The sequence below is a fragment of the Microtetraspora sp. NBRC 13810 genome (assembly GCF_030268685.1).
Classification (GTDB): Bacteria; Actinomycetota; Actinomycetes; order Streptosporangiales; family Streptosporangiaceae; genus BSRQ01.
This window is the reverse complement of the sequence record NZ_BSRQ01000024.1, coordinates 21,774-37,711: the sequence shown is the minus strand read 5'-3', so window position 1 is coordinate 37,711 and position 15,938 is coordinate 21,774. Positions and strand designations below refer to the sequence as shown.

Annotated in this window: 15 protein-coding genes; 9 read left to right on the top strand and 6 right to left on the bottom strand. The window is 70.1% G+C overall.

Annotation, left to right across the window (positions count from 1 at the left end; all coding sequences use genetic code 11):
- Positions 1–14 precede the first annotated feature (14 nt).
- Complete coding sequence (locus QSK26_RS34760; RefSeq protein WP_285779576.1) at positions 15–1,697, bottom strand: alpha-amylase family protein; 1,683 nt, start codon at positions 1,695–1,697, stop codon at positions 15–17.
- A 190-nt stretch (positions 1,698–1,887) separates the two neighbouring features.
- On the opposite strand from QSK26_RS34760, the gene QSK26_RS34755 reads away from it, so the two are divergent.
- Positions 1,888–2,103, top strand: a complete 216-nt coding sequence (locus QSK26_RS34755; RefSeq protein WP_285779575.1) for an EF-hand domain-containing protein — start codon at positions 1,888–1,890, stop codon at positions 2,101–2,103.
- Between the two features lie 21 nt (positions 2,104–2,124).
- Here the strand turns inward: QSK26_RS34755 and QSK26_RS34750 are convergent, their stop codons facing one another.
- Positions 2,125–3,153, bottom strand: coding sequence for a DNA-3-methyladenine glycosylase family protein (locus QSK26_RS34750; protein ID WP_285779574.1), 1,029 nt, complete (start codon positions 3,151–3,153; stop codon positions 2,125–2,127).
- Between the two features lie 576 nt (positions 3,154–3,729).
- Between QSK26_RS34750 and QSK26_RS34745 the strand changes: the two genes are divergently transcribed.
- A complete protein-coding gene (locus tag QSK26_RS34745) occupies positions 3,730–4,842 on the top strand; it encodes a methyltransferase domain-containing protein (RefSeq protein ID WP_285779573.1) in 1,113 nt (370 codons plus the stop codon).
- Positions 4,843–5,210: 368 nt separating this feature from the next.
- Here the strand turns inward: QSK26_RS34745 and QSK26_RS34740 are convergent, their stop codons facing one another.
- Positions 5,211–5,780: a hypothetical protein gene (locus tag QSK26_RS34740; protein ID WP_285779572.1), complete on the bottom strand. Its 570-nt coding sequence runs from the start codon at positions 5,778–5,780 to the stop codon at positions 5,211–5,213.
- 177 nt (positions 5,781–5,957) lie between these two features.
- Positions 5,958–7,265 (bottom strand): hypothetical protein, encoded by a 1,308-nt coding sequence (locus QSK26_RS34735; RefSeq protein ID WP_285779571.1) that lies wholly within the window; start codon positions 7,263–7,265, stop codon positions 5,958–5,960.
- Between the two features lie 157 nt (positions 7,266–7,422).
- Here QSK26_RS34735 and QSK26_RS34730 point away from each other — a divergent pair, with 157 nt between their 5' ends.
- From QSK26_RS34730 to QSK26_RS34705, 6 genes are all read left to right on the top strand, one after another.
- On the top strand, positions 7,423–8,574 hold the full coding sequence (locus QSK26_RS34730; protein WP_285779570.1) for an NAD(P)/FAD-dependent oxidoreductase: 1,152 nt from the start codon (positions 7,423–7,425) through the stop codon (positions 8,572–8,574).
- 121 nt (positions 8,575–8,695) lie between these two features.
- The gene (locus QSK26_RS34725; protein ID WP_285779569.1) at positions 8,696–9,868 is read left to right on the top strand and encodes a homogentisate 1,2-dioxygenase; all 1,173 of its coding nucleotides are present in this window, start codon (positions 8,696–8,698) and stop codon (positions 9,866–9,868) included.
- 111 nt (positions 9,869–9,979) lie between these two features.
- On the top strand, positions 9,980–10,957 hold the full coding sequence (locus QSK26_RS34720; protein ID WP_285779568.1) for a hypothetical protein: 978 nt from the start codon (positions 9,980–9,982) through the stop codon (positions 10,955–10,957).
- Complete coding sequence (gene fahA, locus QSK26_RS34715; protein ID WP_285779567.1) at positions 10,954–12,093, top strand: fumarylacetoacetase; 1,140 nt, start codon at positions 10,954–10,956, stop codon at positions 12,091–12,093. The genes QSK26_RS34720 and fahA overlap by 4 nt, the downstream gene beginning before the upstream one ends.
- A gap of 128 nt (positions 12,094–12,221) precedes the next feature.
- Positions 12,222–12,653 carry an NfeD family protein gene (locus QSK26_RS34710; protein ID WP_285779566.1) on the top strand — a complete coding sequence of 144 codons (432 nt, stop codon included), beginning with the start codon at positions 12,222–12,224 and terminating at the stop codon, positions 12,651–12,653.
- A 3-nt stretch (positions 12,654–12,656) separates the two neighbouring features.
- Complete coding sequence (locus tag QSK26_RS34705; protein WP_285779565.1) at positions 12,657–13,742, top strand: SPFH domain-containing protein; 1,086 nt, start codon at positions 12,657–12,659, stop codon at positions 13,740–13,742.
- Between the two features lie 173 nt (positions 13,743–13,915).
- Here QSK26_RS34705 and QSK26_RS34700 read toward each other — a convergent pair whose 3' ends face one another.
- Together QSK26_RS34700 and QSK26_RS34695 are read right to left on the bottom strand one after the other, a co-directional pair.
- Positions 13,916–14,428: a hypothetical protein gene (locus QSK26_RS34700; RefSeq protein ID WP_285779564.1), complete on the bottom strand. Its 513-nt coding sequence runs from the start codon at positions 14,426–14,428 to the stop codon at positions 13,916–13,918.
- Between the two features lie 467 nt (positions 14,429–14,895).
- On the bottom strand, positions 14,896–15,231 hold the full coding sequence (locus QSK26_RS34695) for a hypothetical protein (RefSeq protein ID WP_285779563.1): 336 nt from the start codon (positions 15,229–15,231) through the stop codon (positions 14,896–14,898).
- A 259-nt stretch (positions 15,232–15,490) separates the two neighbouring features.
- On the opposite strand from QSK26_RS34695, the gene QSK26_RS34690 reads away from it, so the two are divergent.
- Entirely contained in the window at positions 15,491–15,937 is a 447-nt protein-coding gene (locus tag QSK26_RS34690) for a CBS domain-containing protein (RefSeq protein WP_285779562.1), read from the top strand.
- Position 15,938: the final 1 nt, after the last annotated feature.

Genomic DNA, 15,938 nt, shown 5'->3' with positions numbered 1-15,938 from the left:
TCCGTTTCCTACCCTCAGGACCGCGCCTGCGGGCCCGCCTGGTCGGGCGAACCGCCGCCCCGGGTGGTGCGCAGCCAGCGGCAGTCGTACGGGCCGAGGGACAGGCGCGCCTTCCCGTCCTCGGTGACCTCGACGTCGTCGCCGGTGAACAGGTCGGTGAGCATGACCTGCCCGTCCAGGTTCTCCAGGGTGAGCACGATCTCGGCGTCGGCGTCGGCCAGGTTGTGCACGGCGACCACGGTGGCGTCGTCCACATCCGCCCGGTGCGCGAAGACCGCGTCGTTCCCCGCGTCCAGCACCGTGTACTCGCCCCAGGCCAGCTCAGGGCACTCCCGGTAGTACTCGATGAGCTTCGTGATCCAGGCCAGCAGCGAGTCCGGGTCGCGGCGCTGGTCGCTCACGTTGACCCGCTCGGGGCCGTAGCGGCCCTCCGGCATCGGGACGCGCAGCCGGGGCTCGTCCGCCGTGGTGAAGCCGCCGCCCTGCTCCGGGCCCCACTGCATGGGCACCCGGACCGCCGTCCTGCCCTTGACGTCGAGGTTCTCCGACAGGCCGATCTCCTCGCCGTAGAACAGCACCGGCGTGCCGGGCAGCGAGAACATCAGGCTGTAGGCCATCTTGATCCGGCGCGGGTCGCCGCCCAGCATCGACGGCAGCCGTCGGCGCAGTCCCCGGCCGAAGACCTGCATGTCCTTCTCCGGGCCGAACGCGTCGAAGACCTCCTGCCGCTCCGCGTCCGACAGCTTGTCCAGGGTGAGCTCGTCGTGGTTGCGCAGGAAGCTCGCCCACTGGCAGTCCTTGGGCGGCCGGGGCCGCTCCCGCAGCGCTTTCGCCAGCGGCCCGGCGTCCCCCCTGGCCATCGACAGGTAGACGTTCTGCATGCCGATGAAGTCGAAGCACATGGTGAGCCGGTCGCCGTTGCCGCCGCCGAAGTAGTGCAGCAGGTCGTCGTAGGGCAGGTTGACCTCGCCGAGCAGCACCGCGCCGCCGTCCCTGCGGTTCATGAACGCCCGCAGGTCGCCGAGGAACTTCGACTGGTCGGGCACCTTCCCCCGGATGTTCTCCACCAGGAACGGCACCGCGTCCATCCGGAAGCCGGAGAGTCCCAGTTCCATCCAGAATCCCAGGATCCTGGTGATCTCGTCGCGCACCTCCGGATTGGCGACGTTCAGGTCGGGCTGGTGTTTGTAGAAGCTGTGCAGGTAGTACTGGCCGGTCTTCTCGTCCCACTCCCAGAAGCTGTTCTCCTCGTCGGGGAAGACGACGGCATCGGGATCGTCCGGCTCCGGCCTGTCGGACCAGACGTACCAGTCCCGGTAGCGGGAGTCGCGGCTGGACCGGGCGTCCAGGAACCACGGATGCCGGTCGGACGTGTGGTTGACGACCAGGTCGGCGATCACCCGCAGCCCCCGATCCCGGGCCGTCCGGACGAACTCCACGAACTCCCCGAACGTCCCCAGCCTGGGATCGATGGCATAGAAGTCGGCGATGTCATACCCGTCGTCCCGGTTCGGCGTGGGGAAGAACGGCATCAGCCACACACAGGTGACCCCCATCCCGCGCAGGTGATCGATCTGCTGGGTCAGTCCCCGGAAGTCACCCACCCCGTCCCCGTCGCCGTCCTTGTACGTCTCGACGTCCAGACAGTAGATCACCGCGTTCTTCCACCACAGATCCGAGGTCAACGTCAGCCTCATGCCACCACCTCCCCGCCCCCGCTACCCCCGGATGACCTTCCCTATCCCTTCTCTTTACCTTCGCTGCTCCCGGCATACCGGTCCCCCTCGGCGGCGCGCGGGGCGGAGGTTCGTCTTCTTCGCTTTCGGGGAGTTGGAGCGCGCTAAGGTGCGTTTCGATGATCTCCCTGCTGCCGGAAGGCGGAATGCCATGGCTGACGTGACCGAGTACGCGGCGACCTTCAAGCTGGTGGATGCGGACGGCGACGGCCTCATCTCGGCGCCGGAGCTGAGCCGGCTGATGGAGGTGCTGGGGCGGCCCATCCCGGCGGAGCGGGCGGTCGCGGCGGTCGGCCGGATCGACCGGGACGGCGACGGCCGCATCTCGCTGGAGGAGTTCGCGATCTTCCTCGAAGAACACAGCTGACCGGGTACGGCGGGCGGTCGCTCACGCGGAGGGCAGGCGGTTGATCGGGTGGTCGCCGGTGGCCCAGAGGTGCTGCACGGCGTAGGCGCGCCAGGGGCGCCAGGCGGCCGAGCGCCGGTTCAGCGCGCCCGGCGTCGTGGGCAGGCCCAGCTCGCGGGCGGCCAGCCGGACGCCGAGGTCGCCGGGGATGAACGCGTCCGGGTCGCCGAGCGCGCGCATCGCGACGGTCTCCACCGTCCACGGCCCGAGTCCGGGCAGCTCCAGGAGCCGGGCGCGGGCGCGCTCCGGGTCGGCGCCGGGCCCGAGGTCGATCTCGCCCGCGGCCAGCGCGCCGACGAGCCCGATGAGGGCCGTCCGCCGGGACCGCGGCATGGCGAGCGCGGCGGGGTCCAGCCCGGCCAGCGCCTGCGGGCTGGGGAAGAGGCGGGTGAGCCCGCCGCCCGGGTCGCTGACCGGCTCGCCGTACGCCGCCGCGAGCCGCCCGGCGTGCGTGCGTGCCGCCGCGGTGGACACCTGCTGGCCGAGCACCGCGCGGACCGCGAACTCCGCCCCGTCCACGGTCCGCGGCACCCTGCGGCCCGGACTCCGGGCCACCAGCGGGGCCAGCACCGGGTCACGGCTCAGCAGGTCGTCCACCACGACCGGGTCCGCGTCCAGGTCCAGCATCCAGCGGCACCGGGAGATCGCCGTGGACACGTCGCGCAGGTCGGTCAGCGTCAGCTCGCAGGCGACGTGGCCGGGCGCCGGCCGCAACGCCACCACCCCCTGCCCGTACGGCAGGCGCAGCGTGCGCCGGTAGGCCCCGTCCCGCCACTCCTCCACCCCCGGCACCGCGGTCGCCGCGAGATGCCCGAACAGGTTGTCCGGGCACAGCGGCGACCGGAACGGCAGCCGCAACGACAGCGTCCCGGGCCCCGCCTCCACCGACACCCCGCCGCGCGCCTCACCCGTGAGCCGCCGTTCGGGCCCTCCGGCGCCATCGAACCCCGCCACCGACCTGGCGTCCGCCACACTCCCGCCACACTCCTGGTGGCCACTGTTCCCGTGCATGGCACCACGATCCCGGCCGGTCATCCCGCCAAGCTAGCAGCGAGACCTGCGTGGCCCAGAAGGGAAGGCCCGCACCAGACCCGTCAGCGTTGACCTTCACGAGGACGGCGCGCACAGCTCCCGGTACGCTTCCCGCAACTCGCCGGCCTCGGGTAGACGCCGCGCCTCTACTGCGGCGACCACCTCAGCCGCCCGCCAATAGTTCGACGGAACGAGCAGGCCGCTCGTGATGGCGGTCAGCGTCGCGTCTCCCGCCTCGAGCCAGTCCGAGGTGCGATCTCCCTGGAACCGGCATGCAGGGGATATAGCATGTCGATTTTCGTTTGCGACAAATATCATCGCTGATATCCCTTTTCGGGCTCCGCCTTATTGTTTGGAGGTCTACCCGGCTCGGCTAACGGAGCTACGATGGCCGAGCACATTCCAACGAAAGATGATCGGCAAAGGTCAGGAGAGTCAGTCAATGGGCAAGCACGATGGCGACAAGCCAGAAGACAAGCCGGTTCCTAAGCCGAAGCCGAACTCCGATGGAGCCCGCCCCGACGACCCCGGCAAGCATGAGAAACCAGGGAAGAAGTGAGCGTCGATCGGCTCATCTCCGCTCTCGCTGAGCGACTGACGGGCCTGGATGACAGGTGGCGGGATGTGTTTCACGCCGTGCCCCGTCACCTGTTCATTCCTGACAGGGCGTGGTGCGATTCTGATGACGGCCCCGGCTATCTCATTGACCGGAGTGCCGATGCCGAGGCATGGATGGACGCCGTTTATTCCAACGCGGCGATTATCACGCAGCTAGACGACGGCGCGACCGAGATAGCGGAGGGGAAAGGCGACTACACCTCTTCGTCGTCCGCACCGGATGTCGTAGCGGCGACCTTGGAATTGCTCGATCCCTACGACGGCGACGAGGTCCTGGAGATCGGCACGGGCACGGGCTGGACGGCGGGCTTACTGGCGCATCGTCTCGGGGACGAGAACGTGACCAGTATCGAAATCGATCAGGCCGTGTCCACCTTGGCTGCGGAGAACCTGAAAAGGTCCGGACACGTGCCCCGGCTGATTCATGGGGACGGGACCCTGGGTTGGGCCGATGGCGCACCATACGACCGGGTACACGTCACCTGTGGTGTCTGTGAGGTGCCCTACTCGTGGGTGAGTCAAGCTCGTCCCGGTGGAGTGATCGTGATCCCCTGGACGCCTCGCTGGGAAGGCGGCTACCTCACCATGTTCACCGTGGTCGGAGATGGTACGGCGGTAGGGAGGTTCCACGGGGGCGTCGGCTTCATGCTGCTACGGTCGCAGCGGTGGGATCCTCCCCAGCTTGAGGGCGATTACCGGAGATCGTCTACTTACCTCGATCCGCGCCGGGTGGTGCGTTCCTCTACCGGTGCGGATATCGCCGTGGCGGGACTGCTGCCAGATGTGTCCGGTACACATGGGGACCAGGAGGGCGGCGAATTCCACCTGTCTGTGTGGTCGGAGGAGTCTGACGCTCAGGTGCACTACGCACCCGATTACAAGGGCGTGGCAGTCCTGCAGCGGGGGCCGCGCAATCTGTGGGACGAGGTGGAGGCCGCCTATCTGCGGTGGGTCTCCTGGGGTGCGCCCCCCAAAGAACGGTTCGGGATGACGGTCACGCCTGAAGGGCAATACGTCTGGCTCGACTCTCCGGACAACGCAATCAAGTAGGTGGAGCGCGCCGGTCGCGCTGCGCAATGGATCGGCGTCTGGCAATGCCCTCGACTGGAAGTCCAATCGATCTTGGACCGTTTCGACCGCAACATCGACGGCGGCTTCTGAGTCTTCAACGGCGGCTGGTGGGCCATCAAGGTGGACCCGCCCACCGAGAAGGAGAAGGAGTCGGGGATCCACGCACAAATCCGCCGGGACCACCCGCACGCGCTCGTATCGGCCGTCGCCGAGCAGCAGGGCGTCGTCTCCGCGCGGCGTGGCATCTCTGTCTGACGTCCTCCGAGCTCCTCGGCAGGGGCACACTTCCCCCAGGATGTGCCCCCGCCGAGGGATCTACATCGCGGCGCGCAGGCCGCCGACGAGGGTCAGAAGCGGCGGCACTGGTCTTCCTTGTTGCCGCCGACCGCGTTGCGGCTGCCGGTCACGCCGGGGCGGTTCTCCTTGCACTGGAGGTTGCCCTTGACCGCGTTGCGGTGGATCTGGGCGCCCGCGCGGTTGCCGACGATCTGGATGTTGCCGCCGACCCGGTTGGAGTTGACCCGCAGGTAGCGGCGGTTGGCGTCGAGCTGGATGTCACCGTTGATCCGCGACGAGGTGACCGTGGCCGCGCCTCCCTGCTTCACCTGCACGCTCCCCTTCACCACGGCCCCGCCGACCACCGACACCGCGCGCGCTCCCTCGCCCTGCACGTTGCCGTCCACGTTCACCTTCCGGGCGACCAGGGTGGCGTTCCGCGCGATCTTGATGTTCCCCTTCACCCGGGTCCCGGCGAGCGTGCAACTCGCCCCCTGCGGCACCCGCACGTCGTCCACCGTGACGGCCCGGATCGTCCCCCGGCACACCCGCTCGTCCGCGAACGCCGGCGTCGCGACGACCAGCCCACCGAACACGGTCCCGATGACGGCCCCCGCCAAGGTCAGCTTGATCCTGTTCATCTCAGTACCTCCGTCAGCTCCGGCCCGAGCCCGTCACCCGGCCACACACGAAGAATTCCGCCCGCCCGTGAGCCGACCCTGAAACCAGGATTAGAGGCTTTTCACCAAAAATGGCGACGTGCACGCCCTTCGCCGGATTCCGCCGGAGAACGTGCACGTCATCGCCCGCGAGGGCGGTCAGGCCGTGATCAGGTAAACCTGTGAGAAGACCTCGGAGAGCTTCTTGAGGTCGGCGGCGGCGTCGACATCCGGGGTGGCCGGGTTGTAGATGGTGGCCAGCCGCAGCTTGACGGCGTCGAGCTGGGAGAGCTGGTCCCAGGTGGGGTTGTTCGCGTTCTTGTCCCCGAGGATGCGGTAGACCTTGCCCTGGGCGTCCTGCCAGCGGCTCCACAGGGTGACCGTTTCCGCGCCGTCGTCCATCAGGGTCTGCGAGATGCGGTCGGCGATGGCGTCGGTGGCCTGCGCGGTGGTGAAGAGCGAGTGCTCGGGGCCGGTGAAGCCGGCGTCCTCGGCGGCGATCTGCGCGTAGGCGTCCCAGGCGCGGGCGCGGACCTCGATCCACTGGTTGCGCAGGGCCTGCTCGGGGGTGATCTTCCAGGCGGCGTACTCGGTACGGGCGAGGCCGCTGTCCAGGGAGAGCTGGTCGATCGCGCCGGAGGTGGCGTAGGACTGCACCTGGTCGGGGCTGAGCAGCGGGTACTTCTTGGCCATCTCGGCCTTGCAGGCGTCGTTGGTGCCGCAGCCGAGCTCGGGGACCAGCGTGTGCAGGGCGAGCTTCTTGCCGGGGACCGCCGCGCGCAGGGCGGTGGTGGCCTCGGAGACGAACTTGTCGATCTCCTGGGTGGTGGTGAAGGCGGTGCTGTTGTAGCCGAGCTGCGAGGTGAACCGGATGCCGATCACGCCGGGCTGCGCGGCGACGGCGGCGACCCGCTTGACGGCGGCGGTGAACTGCTGGGGGCCGGCCTTCCAGTCGTCGGACAGCTCGGTGTCCACCCAGGTCCGCAGGCCGGCGTCCTTGGCGGCGGTCACCGCCCTGCCGCTGGGGGTCTGCGCCGCGGACCGCACCTCGGCCGGGGTGACGGCGACCCCGCCCGGCAGGGAGCAGGTGGTGCCGGCCTCGCACTCGGGCCCTTCGTTCTCGCCGGGCTCCTGGTAGTCCCCGGGCAGCCCTTCGCTCTCGCCGCGCGGCTCGCTGTCGCCGTCCAGATCGGGGCAGACGTTGCCGGGGGCCTTACAGTCGACGGTGACCGTGGGCAGCGACTCGGCTTCCTTGAGCTTCTCGCCGTCGTTGCTCAGCCAGAACAGCGCGATGTCCCGCGCCTCCTCCGGCGTGGCGAGCCAGGTGCAGACGACGAACGCCGGGTCGTTGAGGTCGTTGCAGTTACGCGGATCGTCCTGCGAGTAGGCCGTCGCGACCGGCAGTCCGATGCCGAGGATGGTGAGCGCCGCCCCGATGGCCAGCGTCCTGCGGAGGTTCCAACGCATGTCTACAAGCTCCCGGGGCGCAAGTTAACCCGATATGTCAGCAGATGATCGCACTCTATCGATCTTCCAGGTGCGAAACCAGGTACATGAGGGGAAAAGGGACAGTAGGGAACGGTTAAGGACTGGCGTCCGGCGCACCAAGGGGGCGTGTCTCAACATGAAATCGGCCATCGTGGTGGGGGCGGGAATCTGGGGAACGTCGCTGGCTCTCCGGCTGGCCGACACCGGCTGGCGGGTGACCCTGGTGGAGCGCCACCAGCCCGGCCACGTACGGCAGGCCAGCGCCGGGGAGACCCGGCTGCTCCGGTGCGCGCACGGCGCGGACGAGTGGTACGCCCGGATGGCCGGCCAGGCCAGGGACGCCTGGCGGGCGCTCGGCGAGCGCGCCGGCGAGGAGCTGTACATCGAGGCCGGGATGGCGTGGTTCGCCCGGCGGGCGGACGGCTGGGAGCGGCGCAGCGCGGACACCCTGGCGAAGCTCGGCATCCCGCACGAGCTGTGGGAGCCGGACCGGGCCGCCCGCGTCTTCCCCGGCCTGAGCACCGGCGACCTGTCCTTCGTCCTGTGGGAGCCGCGGGCCGGCGTGCTGCGCGCCCGCAGGTCCGTCCAGGTGTCCGCGCGGCTCGCGGTGGACGCCGGCGTCCGTCTCGTGTCCGGCCGCGCCCGGCCGTACGAGGGGGACGGCCGGCCCGGGGTCCTGGTGGCCGGGGAGGTGCTGCGGGCCGACCGGGTGGTGTGGGCGTGCGGCGCGTGGCTGCCCTCGGTGTTCCCGCAGGTGGCGGCGGCGGCCGGGCTGGCGGTGACCAAGCAGGACACCCTGCACTTCGCCGTGCCGCCCGAGTGGCGCACCCCGCCGCTGCCCGCCTGGCTCGACTACGACGGTTCCACCTACGGGCACGGTGACGTGGACGGCGTCGGCATGAAGGTGACCTCCGACGAGGAGGGCGAGCCGTACGAGCCGGAGACCGGGGACCGGCGGATCTCGCCGCGCAGCGAGGAGACGGCCCGCGCCTACCTGCGGCGCAGGTTCCCCGCACTGGAACAGGCTCCGCTGCTGTTCTCCCAGGTGTGCCAGTACGGAAGCACGCCGGACGCCGAATGGATCATCACCGAGGCGGCCGAGGGCGTCTGGGTGCTCGGCGGCGACTCCGGGCACGGCTTCAAGCACGCGCCGGCGCTCGCCGGGTACGTCGCCGGGCTGCTCGACGGCGCGTACGGTCCGGAGCCGCGCTTCGGGCTGCCCGCCGGCGGCCGGGCGGCGGGGCACGACCTGCGCACCACCAGCCGCCTGACCGATCCGGCCGCCTAGTTTCCGGCGCCGGGCCGGGCGGCGTCCGCGACAAGACGAGAACGAAATTGGACCCTGCCATGACCGCACCGGAGGTTTATCGTGAAATCTTAGAAAGAAGCGGAAGAAATGGGGCGTGGCGATGCCGTACTACCGCGTCGTCGGCGAGGTGCCGCGTAAACGGCACGTCCAGTTCCGGCGGCCCGACGGAGGACTTTACGCCGAGGAGCTCATGGGGGAAGAGGGTTTCTCGTCCGATTCCTCGTTGCTCTATCACCGCCATCCGCCCACCGCGATCGTCAAGGCCGAGCCCGTGGCGCAGGACGGTTCCGCCGACCTCGCCGCCAACCACCCGCTGACCCCGCGCCACTTCCGCACCGGCGCGCTCCCCACGGGCGGCGACCTGGTCACTGGCCGCCACCTGCTCGCGGGCAACGCCGACGTACGGCTGTCGCACGCCGTGGCGGACGCGCCCAGCGAGCTGTACCGGAACTCCAAAGGCGACGAATGCCTCTACATCGCCTCGGGACGGGCGCGGTTCGAGTCCACCTACGGCGTGATCGAGGCCGGTGAGGGCGACTACGTGGTCGTCCCGACCGGGACCATCCACCGCTGGATCCCGCAGGGCGGTCCGGTGGCGGCGCTGGTGGTGGAGGCCGCGGGCCACATCCGCCCGCCGAAACGCTACCTGTCGCAGTACGGCCAGTTCCTGGAGCACGCCCCCTACAGCGAGCGGGACCTGCGCGCCCCGGACCGGCCGCTGACCGCGGCGGGCACGGACGTGCCGGTGCTGGTGCGGACCAGGGGCGGGCTGACCAGGCTGGTCTACAAGAACCACCCGTTCGACGTGGTCGGCTGGGACGGCTGCCTGTATCCCTACGCGTTCAACATCGCCGACTTCGAGCCCATCGTGAAGCGGACCCACGCGCCGCCCCCGGTGCACCAGACCTTCGAGGGCCCCGGCTTCGTGATCTGCTCGTTCTGCCCGCGCCCGCTGGACTTCCATCCCGAGGCGGTGCCGCTCCCCTACAACCACCACAACGTGGACTCCGACGAGTTCATGTTCTACGTGGGCGGCGACTACACGGCGCGGCAGGGGTCGGGCATCGACGTGGGCTCGATCTCGCTGCATCCCGCCGGGTTCACGCACGGACCCCAGCCCGGCGCGGTCGAGGCGGTCATCGAGGCGATCGGCCGCGGCATGTCGCGGACCAGCGAGACGGCGGTCATGATAGACACCTTCAGGCCGCTCGACCTTGGCCGCGCCGCCCTCGCCTGTGAGGACACCTCCTATGCCTGGAGCTGGGTCAGATGACCTCTCCAACGCCTTCGACGCCCAGGGCTCGTCCCTGTTCTCCCGCGAACTCCCCCGGAATCGCCCGGTGCCCGCGAGGGGGCCGGGCCTGACGCCCGACCGGAGGATCGGATGACGACGAACCAGCTCCTGACCGGCCTCGTCGACGACGGCGTGCTCTTCCCGCCCGCCGCGCTGCCGATGCGCACCGCCCTCGCCCGGCACGTGGCCGACCTCGCGGCCGGCAGCCCGGTGCTCACCCACCGGCTGCTGTGCCCGGCCAGCCGCCTCGACGACCTGCGCCGCCGCGATCCCGGGCCGCTGCGGCTCGGCCTGGTGATGGACATGGACGAGCCGCCCGACGTGGCGGGGCTCAACGTGGACCACGTGGACGTGGTGCTGCCGGCCCGCGCCACCCGCCAGGCGGGCTCGCCGCAGACGTTCGCGCCCGGACGGCCCGGCCCCACGGGGGTCTCCCCGTGGGAGGAGGACTCCGCCGCGCCGCCGGGCGCCACGCTCGCGGCCCCTTACCCGGGCACGCCCGGGGTGCCGGTGCCCGTGCAGCTCAAACGGGCCGGAACGACGCCGGCCGGGGACCTCCTGCCGCTCAGCGCCCGCCTGCTGGCGCCCTGGGCGCCCGCGTCCGCGCGGCTGTTCGTCGAGGTCAAGAGCGAGATGCTGCCGGTCAGGCTGGCCGAGGGCGTCGGGCTCAAGATCCGGTGCGGCGGTACGCGGGCGGAGGACTTCCCGAGCACCCGCGAACTGGGCGCGTTCGTCCGCTACTGCGTGCGCAACGGCGTGCCGTTCAAGGCCGCCGCCGGCCTGCACCACGCCGTGCGCCACCCCGACGCCTGCTTCGGCGTCTACCGGCACGGCTTCCTCAACCTGGTCCTCTCGGTGTGCGCCGTCGTGCAGGACCGCGATCCGGTGCCGGTGCTGGAGTCGACCGATCCGGCGGAGCTGGTGCGGATCTTCCGCGCGGTGCCCGGCGACGTCGCCCGGCGGGCCAGGGAGCTGCTGGTCAGCTACGGGTCGTGCAACACCACGGCGCCGCTCGCCGACCTGGCCGAGCTGGGCCTGACCGGTGCGCCCGCCAGGATCGTCACGTGACGGCCCCCGGGTACGGCGTCGAGCACCTGCCCTACGGGATCTACGCCCGGCCGGGCGAACCGCCGCGGGCGGGGGTACGGTACGGCGAGCACGTCCTCGACCTCGCCGCCGCCCTCGCCGACGACGTGTTCGCCGCCCCCGCGCTCAACCCCTTCCTGGCCCGGGGCCGTACGGCGTGGCGGGAGACCAGGGAGCGCCTCCAGGAGCTGCTCACCGGACCGGGCGCGGCACGGGAGCACCTGGTGCCGCTCGGCGAGGTGCGCCTGTGCCTGCCGTTCGAGGTGGCCGACTACGTGGACTTCTACTGCTCCCTGGAGCACGCCACGAACGCCGGGCTGATCTTCCGGCCCGGCCAGGAGCCGCTGCCGCCCAACTGGCGGCGGCTGCCCGTCGGCTACCACGGCCGGGCCGGCACGGTGGTGGTGTCCGGTACCCCGGTCATCCGGCCGCACGGCCAGCGGGGCGCGGACGACTTCGGGCCGTCGGAGCGGCTGGACTTCGAGGCCGAGGTGGGTTTCGTGGTGGGCGCGCCGAGCCCGATGGGCGGCCCGGCGGGGGCGTTCGAGGAGCACGTCTTCGGGGTCACGCTGGTCAACGACTGGAGCGCCAGGGACGTGCAGGCGTGGGAGACCGTGCCGCTCGGGCCGTTCCTGGGCAAGTCGTTCGCCACCTCGGTCTCGCCGTGGGTCACGCCGCTGGACGCGCTCTCCGCGGCCCGGGTGCCCGGCCGGGAGCAGAGTCCCGAACCGCTGCCCTACCTGCGCAGGACGGCGCCGTGGGGGCTCGACCTCGCCCTGGAGATCCGGCTGAACGGGGAGACGGTCTCCCGCCCGCCGTTCCGCGGCATGTACTGGACGCCGGACCAGATGCTCGCGCACCTGACCGTCAACGGCGCCTCCCTGCGCACCGGCGACCTGTTCGCCGGCGGGACCGTCTCCGGCCCGGAGCACGGGCAGCGCGGCTCGATGCTGGAACTGAGCTGGAACGGCGCCGAACCGGTCAAGCTGCCCGGCGGCGAGACCCGGGCCTTCCTGCACGACGGCGACGTGGTGACGATCTCGGCCACCGCCCCCGGCCCCGACGGCACGGTCATCGCCCTGGGCGAGGTGTCCGGGACGGTCCGCCCGGCCGGTTGAGCAGAATACGACACGTTAGGGCAACACCTGATCCAGCTTTCCCCTGGACACTCCCAAAAGGGTTACGGTGGAAACCGGGGGGAACCTGGAAGCCCATTGGCCCGTTATATCTAACGGAGGGCCGAAGTATGGATGACTGGGTCATCTGGTTGATTTTGGCAGTCGTGCTGGGGATCGCGGAGATCTTCACGCTGACGGCCGCTCTCGGACTCCTGGGTGCCGCGGCGCTGCTGACCACGGCGGTCGCCGCCGTCGGCCTGCCCCTGCCGCTCCAGCTTCTGGTGTTCACCCTCGCCTCCGCCGCCGGGCTGCTGCTGATCCGGCCGATCGCCGCCCGGCACATCAGGCAGCCGCCGGCACAGCGCTTCGGCGTGCAGGCACTCGTCGGCAGGAGCGCCTACGTCGTCCGCGAGGTCGACGGGCGCCAGGGCCGGGTGCGCATCGGAGGAGAGGAATGGTCGGCCCGCGCCTATGACGAGACCCTCGTCATACCCGAGGGCGCCACAGTCGACGTGATCGAGATCGAGGGCGCCACCGCCCTCGTTTACCCTCGGGAGTGATTCATGGACGCACTGGTCATACTCGGAGCGCTGGTCGTGCTCTTCGCGGTGATCATGGTCCTGCGCGCCGTGCGCATCGTGCCCCAGGCACGGGCCAGGAACATCGAGCGCCTCGGCCGCTACCACCGCACCCTGCAGCCCGGCCTCAACTTCGTGATCCCCGTCGTCGACCGCGTCTACCCGATGATCGACCTGCGCGAACAGGTGGTGTCCTTCCGCCCGCAGCCGGTGATCACCGAGGACAACCTCGTCGTCGAGATCGACACCGTGCTCTACTTCCAGGTCACCGACCCGCGCGCCGCCGCCTACGAGATCAGCAACTACATCCAGGCGATCGAGCAGCTCACGGTCACCACGATGCGTAACGTCATCGGCTCGATGGACCTGGAGAAGACGCTCACCTCCCGCGACACCATCAACAGCCAGTTGCGCGGCGTGCTCGACGACGCCACCGGCAAGTGGGGCATCCGGGTCAACCGGGTCGAGGTCAAGGCCATCGACCCGCCGAAGACCATCAAGGACGCGATGGAGAAGCAGATGCGCGCCGAGCGGGACAAGCGCGCCGCGATCCTCAACGCCGAGGGCAACCGGCAGTCGCAGATCCTCACCGCCGAGGGCGAGAAGCAGAGCAACATCCTGCGCGCCGAGGGCGAGCGCACCGCCGCGATCCTGCGCGCCGAAGGCCAGTCGCAGGCCATCGACCAGGTCTTCCAGGCGGTCCACCGGAACGACCCCGACCCCAAGCTCCTCGCCTACCAGTACCTCCAGATGCTCCCGCAGCTCGCGAACGGCGAGAACAACACCTTCTGGGTCATCCCCAGCGAGGTCACCTCCGCGCTCCAGGGCGTCACCCGGGCGTTCACCCAGTCCCTGCCCATGTCCGAGGCGACCAGGGACGACCCCGCGGCGGTCAGGGAGGTCTCCGAGACCGCCGCCGCCGAGGTGGCCCGCGCCGCCGAGGCCGCCAAGGAGGCCGTGGCGGACGCCTCCGAGCCGGAGCACGGTCCGCGCCAGCTCGGCCCCTCCGCCCCGAAGGTCGCCGACCCGCTGGCCGACCTGAACCGGGACCCCGCCAAGAAACCGCAGTGACGCCGCTCCTGCCGACGGCCAGGCGTCGCCCCCCGCGCCCGACGGCAGGGCCAGGAAGGGCTTGGAGCCGGCCGACCTGACCGACGAGGGGGTGGGGCGTCGGGCAGTGACGCCGGCAGGAGGAGACGAGAAAACCCCCGCCGGAGCAGGGGTCCCTCAGGAGCGGGCGCGGTCTAGCGGAGTGCGCCCAGCAGGGGGATGAAGTCGCCCTCGTCGTCGCGGGCGCCCGGGAAGCCGGGCGCGCCGAAGACCGCCTTCAGGTCGTCGGGCTTCAGCGGCGAGACGTCCCTGGTCATCGTCCACTCGCCGGCCTCGTCAAGCTGCCACAGTTGAGTCGCCTTGAACCCGGACGACTCCTCGTCGGACTTCTCCTCCGGCGCCCAGTAGGTCTCGCCCTCGGCCGGCTGGTAGGAGCCGTCCTGCGGTCCGTAGGAGCCTTCCTCGGGCGCGGAGGAGGAGTCGCCCGCGACCTCGGGCACGGTGACGTCCTCGGTGTTGACGTCGTAGGCGGTGGCGTTCTGGGTGGCCTGCTGGGCGGTGTCCGGGGTGATGAAGATGACCTTCTGGTTGATGTTGCACACCTTGGACCCCCGGCACAGGGCGTTCTGGATGCCGGTGGCGCCGCCCGGGCTGCTGGAGGACGTGTGCTGGAAGCCGGTCTGGTTGGTGGGGCTTCCGATGGACACGGACTTGCTGTTCAGGGTGCCCTTCTTCGGGCCCCCGTCCGGTCTCGGATCGTCGTCGGGCTGGACCCTCTCGGTGGACGCGTACGCCGGGGGCGCCGTGACGCCTCCGAGGAACGCGGTGGAAGCGGAAGAGAACACTAGAAGGCAGGCGGCGATCTTCCCCGCTGTACCGTCATTTCGATGAATCACTCTTTTTTACCCTCTGCTGGCAGAAGAGTCCGCAGGCGGCCCTCTCGATCGATACGAGTCAATTGAGAATACGCACGATCAGCACCCATATCGCGTTCCAGGTGGCCGCGTCGCAGGTTATTACCCCATCATTACCAGAGAGAGCGATTAAACCCGCTGATCTCGCGACATAGCGCCAAAAATTGGGATTAATCGCTTTACCGGAACCCGCCGGAGGCAAGCGAAATCCCCAGCCCTTCCGGACCGGGGATCGCCTTACGCGGACCAGTGCCCCGGCGCTAGTCCCACGTCTTCTGAATGATCTTGCAGAACCGCTTGTGCTTGCAGGAGCCGCTCTGGACCCTGGTGTTCTGGCCGATCGAGACGGCGGAGTTCTGCCGGCCACGCTGGATCGTGGCGCTGTTGACCGCTGTGAAGTTCTGGTTGCGGTAGCCGCGGTTGCTGCGCGCGATCGAGGGACTGTCGCGGACGAAGGAGGGTGGCGGTTCGGTCCACCAACCGGCGGCCGACTGGGGCGCGACCGTCGCGTAGGCGCCCGCGAGCGGCAGCAGGGCGATTTCCGAAATCAGGATCGCGGCCGTGGCCAGCGTAAGCCGCCGTGCGTTGATGGCCACAGAGTGACGAATCATTTCGTGGCGTACCTTCCATTCCTGGCCCGTTGACGGATCACCGTTCATTCCAACTTGAGCGGCATAACGCTTTCTACCCGGAGCGAAGCATGTGTCCCGCTCACAGCGGTTTCGCGGCCCGGACGATGGCGCATTCTTTGTCGTCCGCACGCCGAAAGCCACCCCGGCTTTCCCGAACAGGGCTCATGTTTGACCACGGCCCGGCGAAGAGCCAGGTTCGGATCGCCGTGTTACGTTGCTCGACGTGCGCGCTGCTGACCTGGTGGAGCCCTACCCGACCGTCGGGATCGACGACAACGCGATGGACGCCGCCCGGCTGATGGCCGAAGAGCGGCTGGTGGGCGTGATCGTGATGACCGCCGACGGCCGGCCGTACGCGGTGCTGCCCGGGTCGCAGTTGCTGCGCTTCTCCGTGCCGCGGTACATCCAGGCCGACCCCACGCTCGCCCGGGTGGTGGACGAGCGGCACGCCGACCTGATGTGCGCCAGGCTGGCCGACCAGAAGGTGCGCGACGTGCTGCCCGACGAGGGGCCGGTGCCCGCCGTGGTGCATCCCGGCGCGACGGCGATGGAGATCGCCGCCCTGATGGCACGGTCGCACACGCCGCTGGTCGCGGTGTACGACGGCTCGGCCTACCTGGGCGCGATCACCGCCTCCGGCCTGCTGCGCCGCCTGCTCGCCGCCGGCTGAG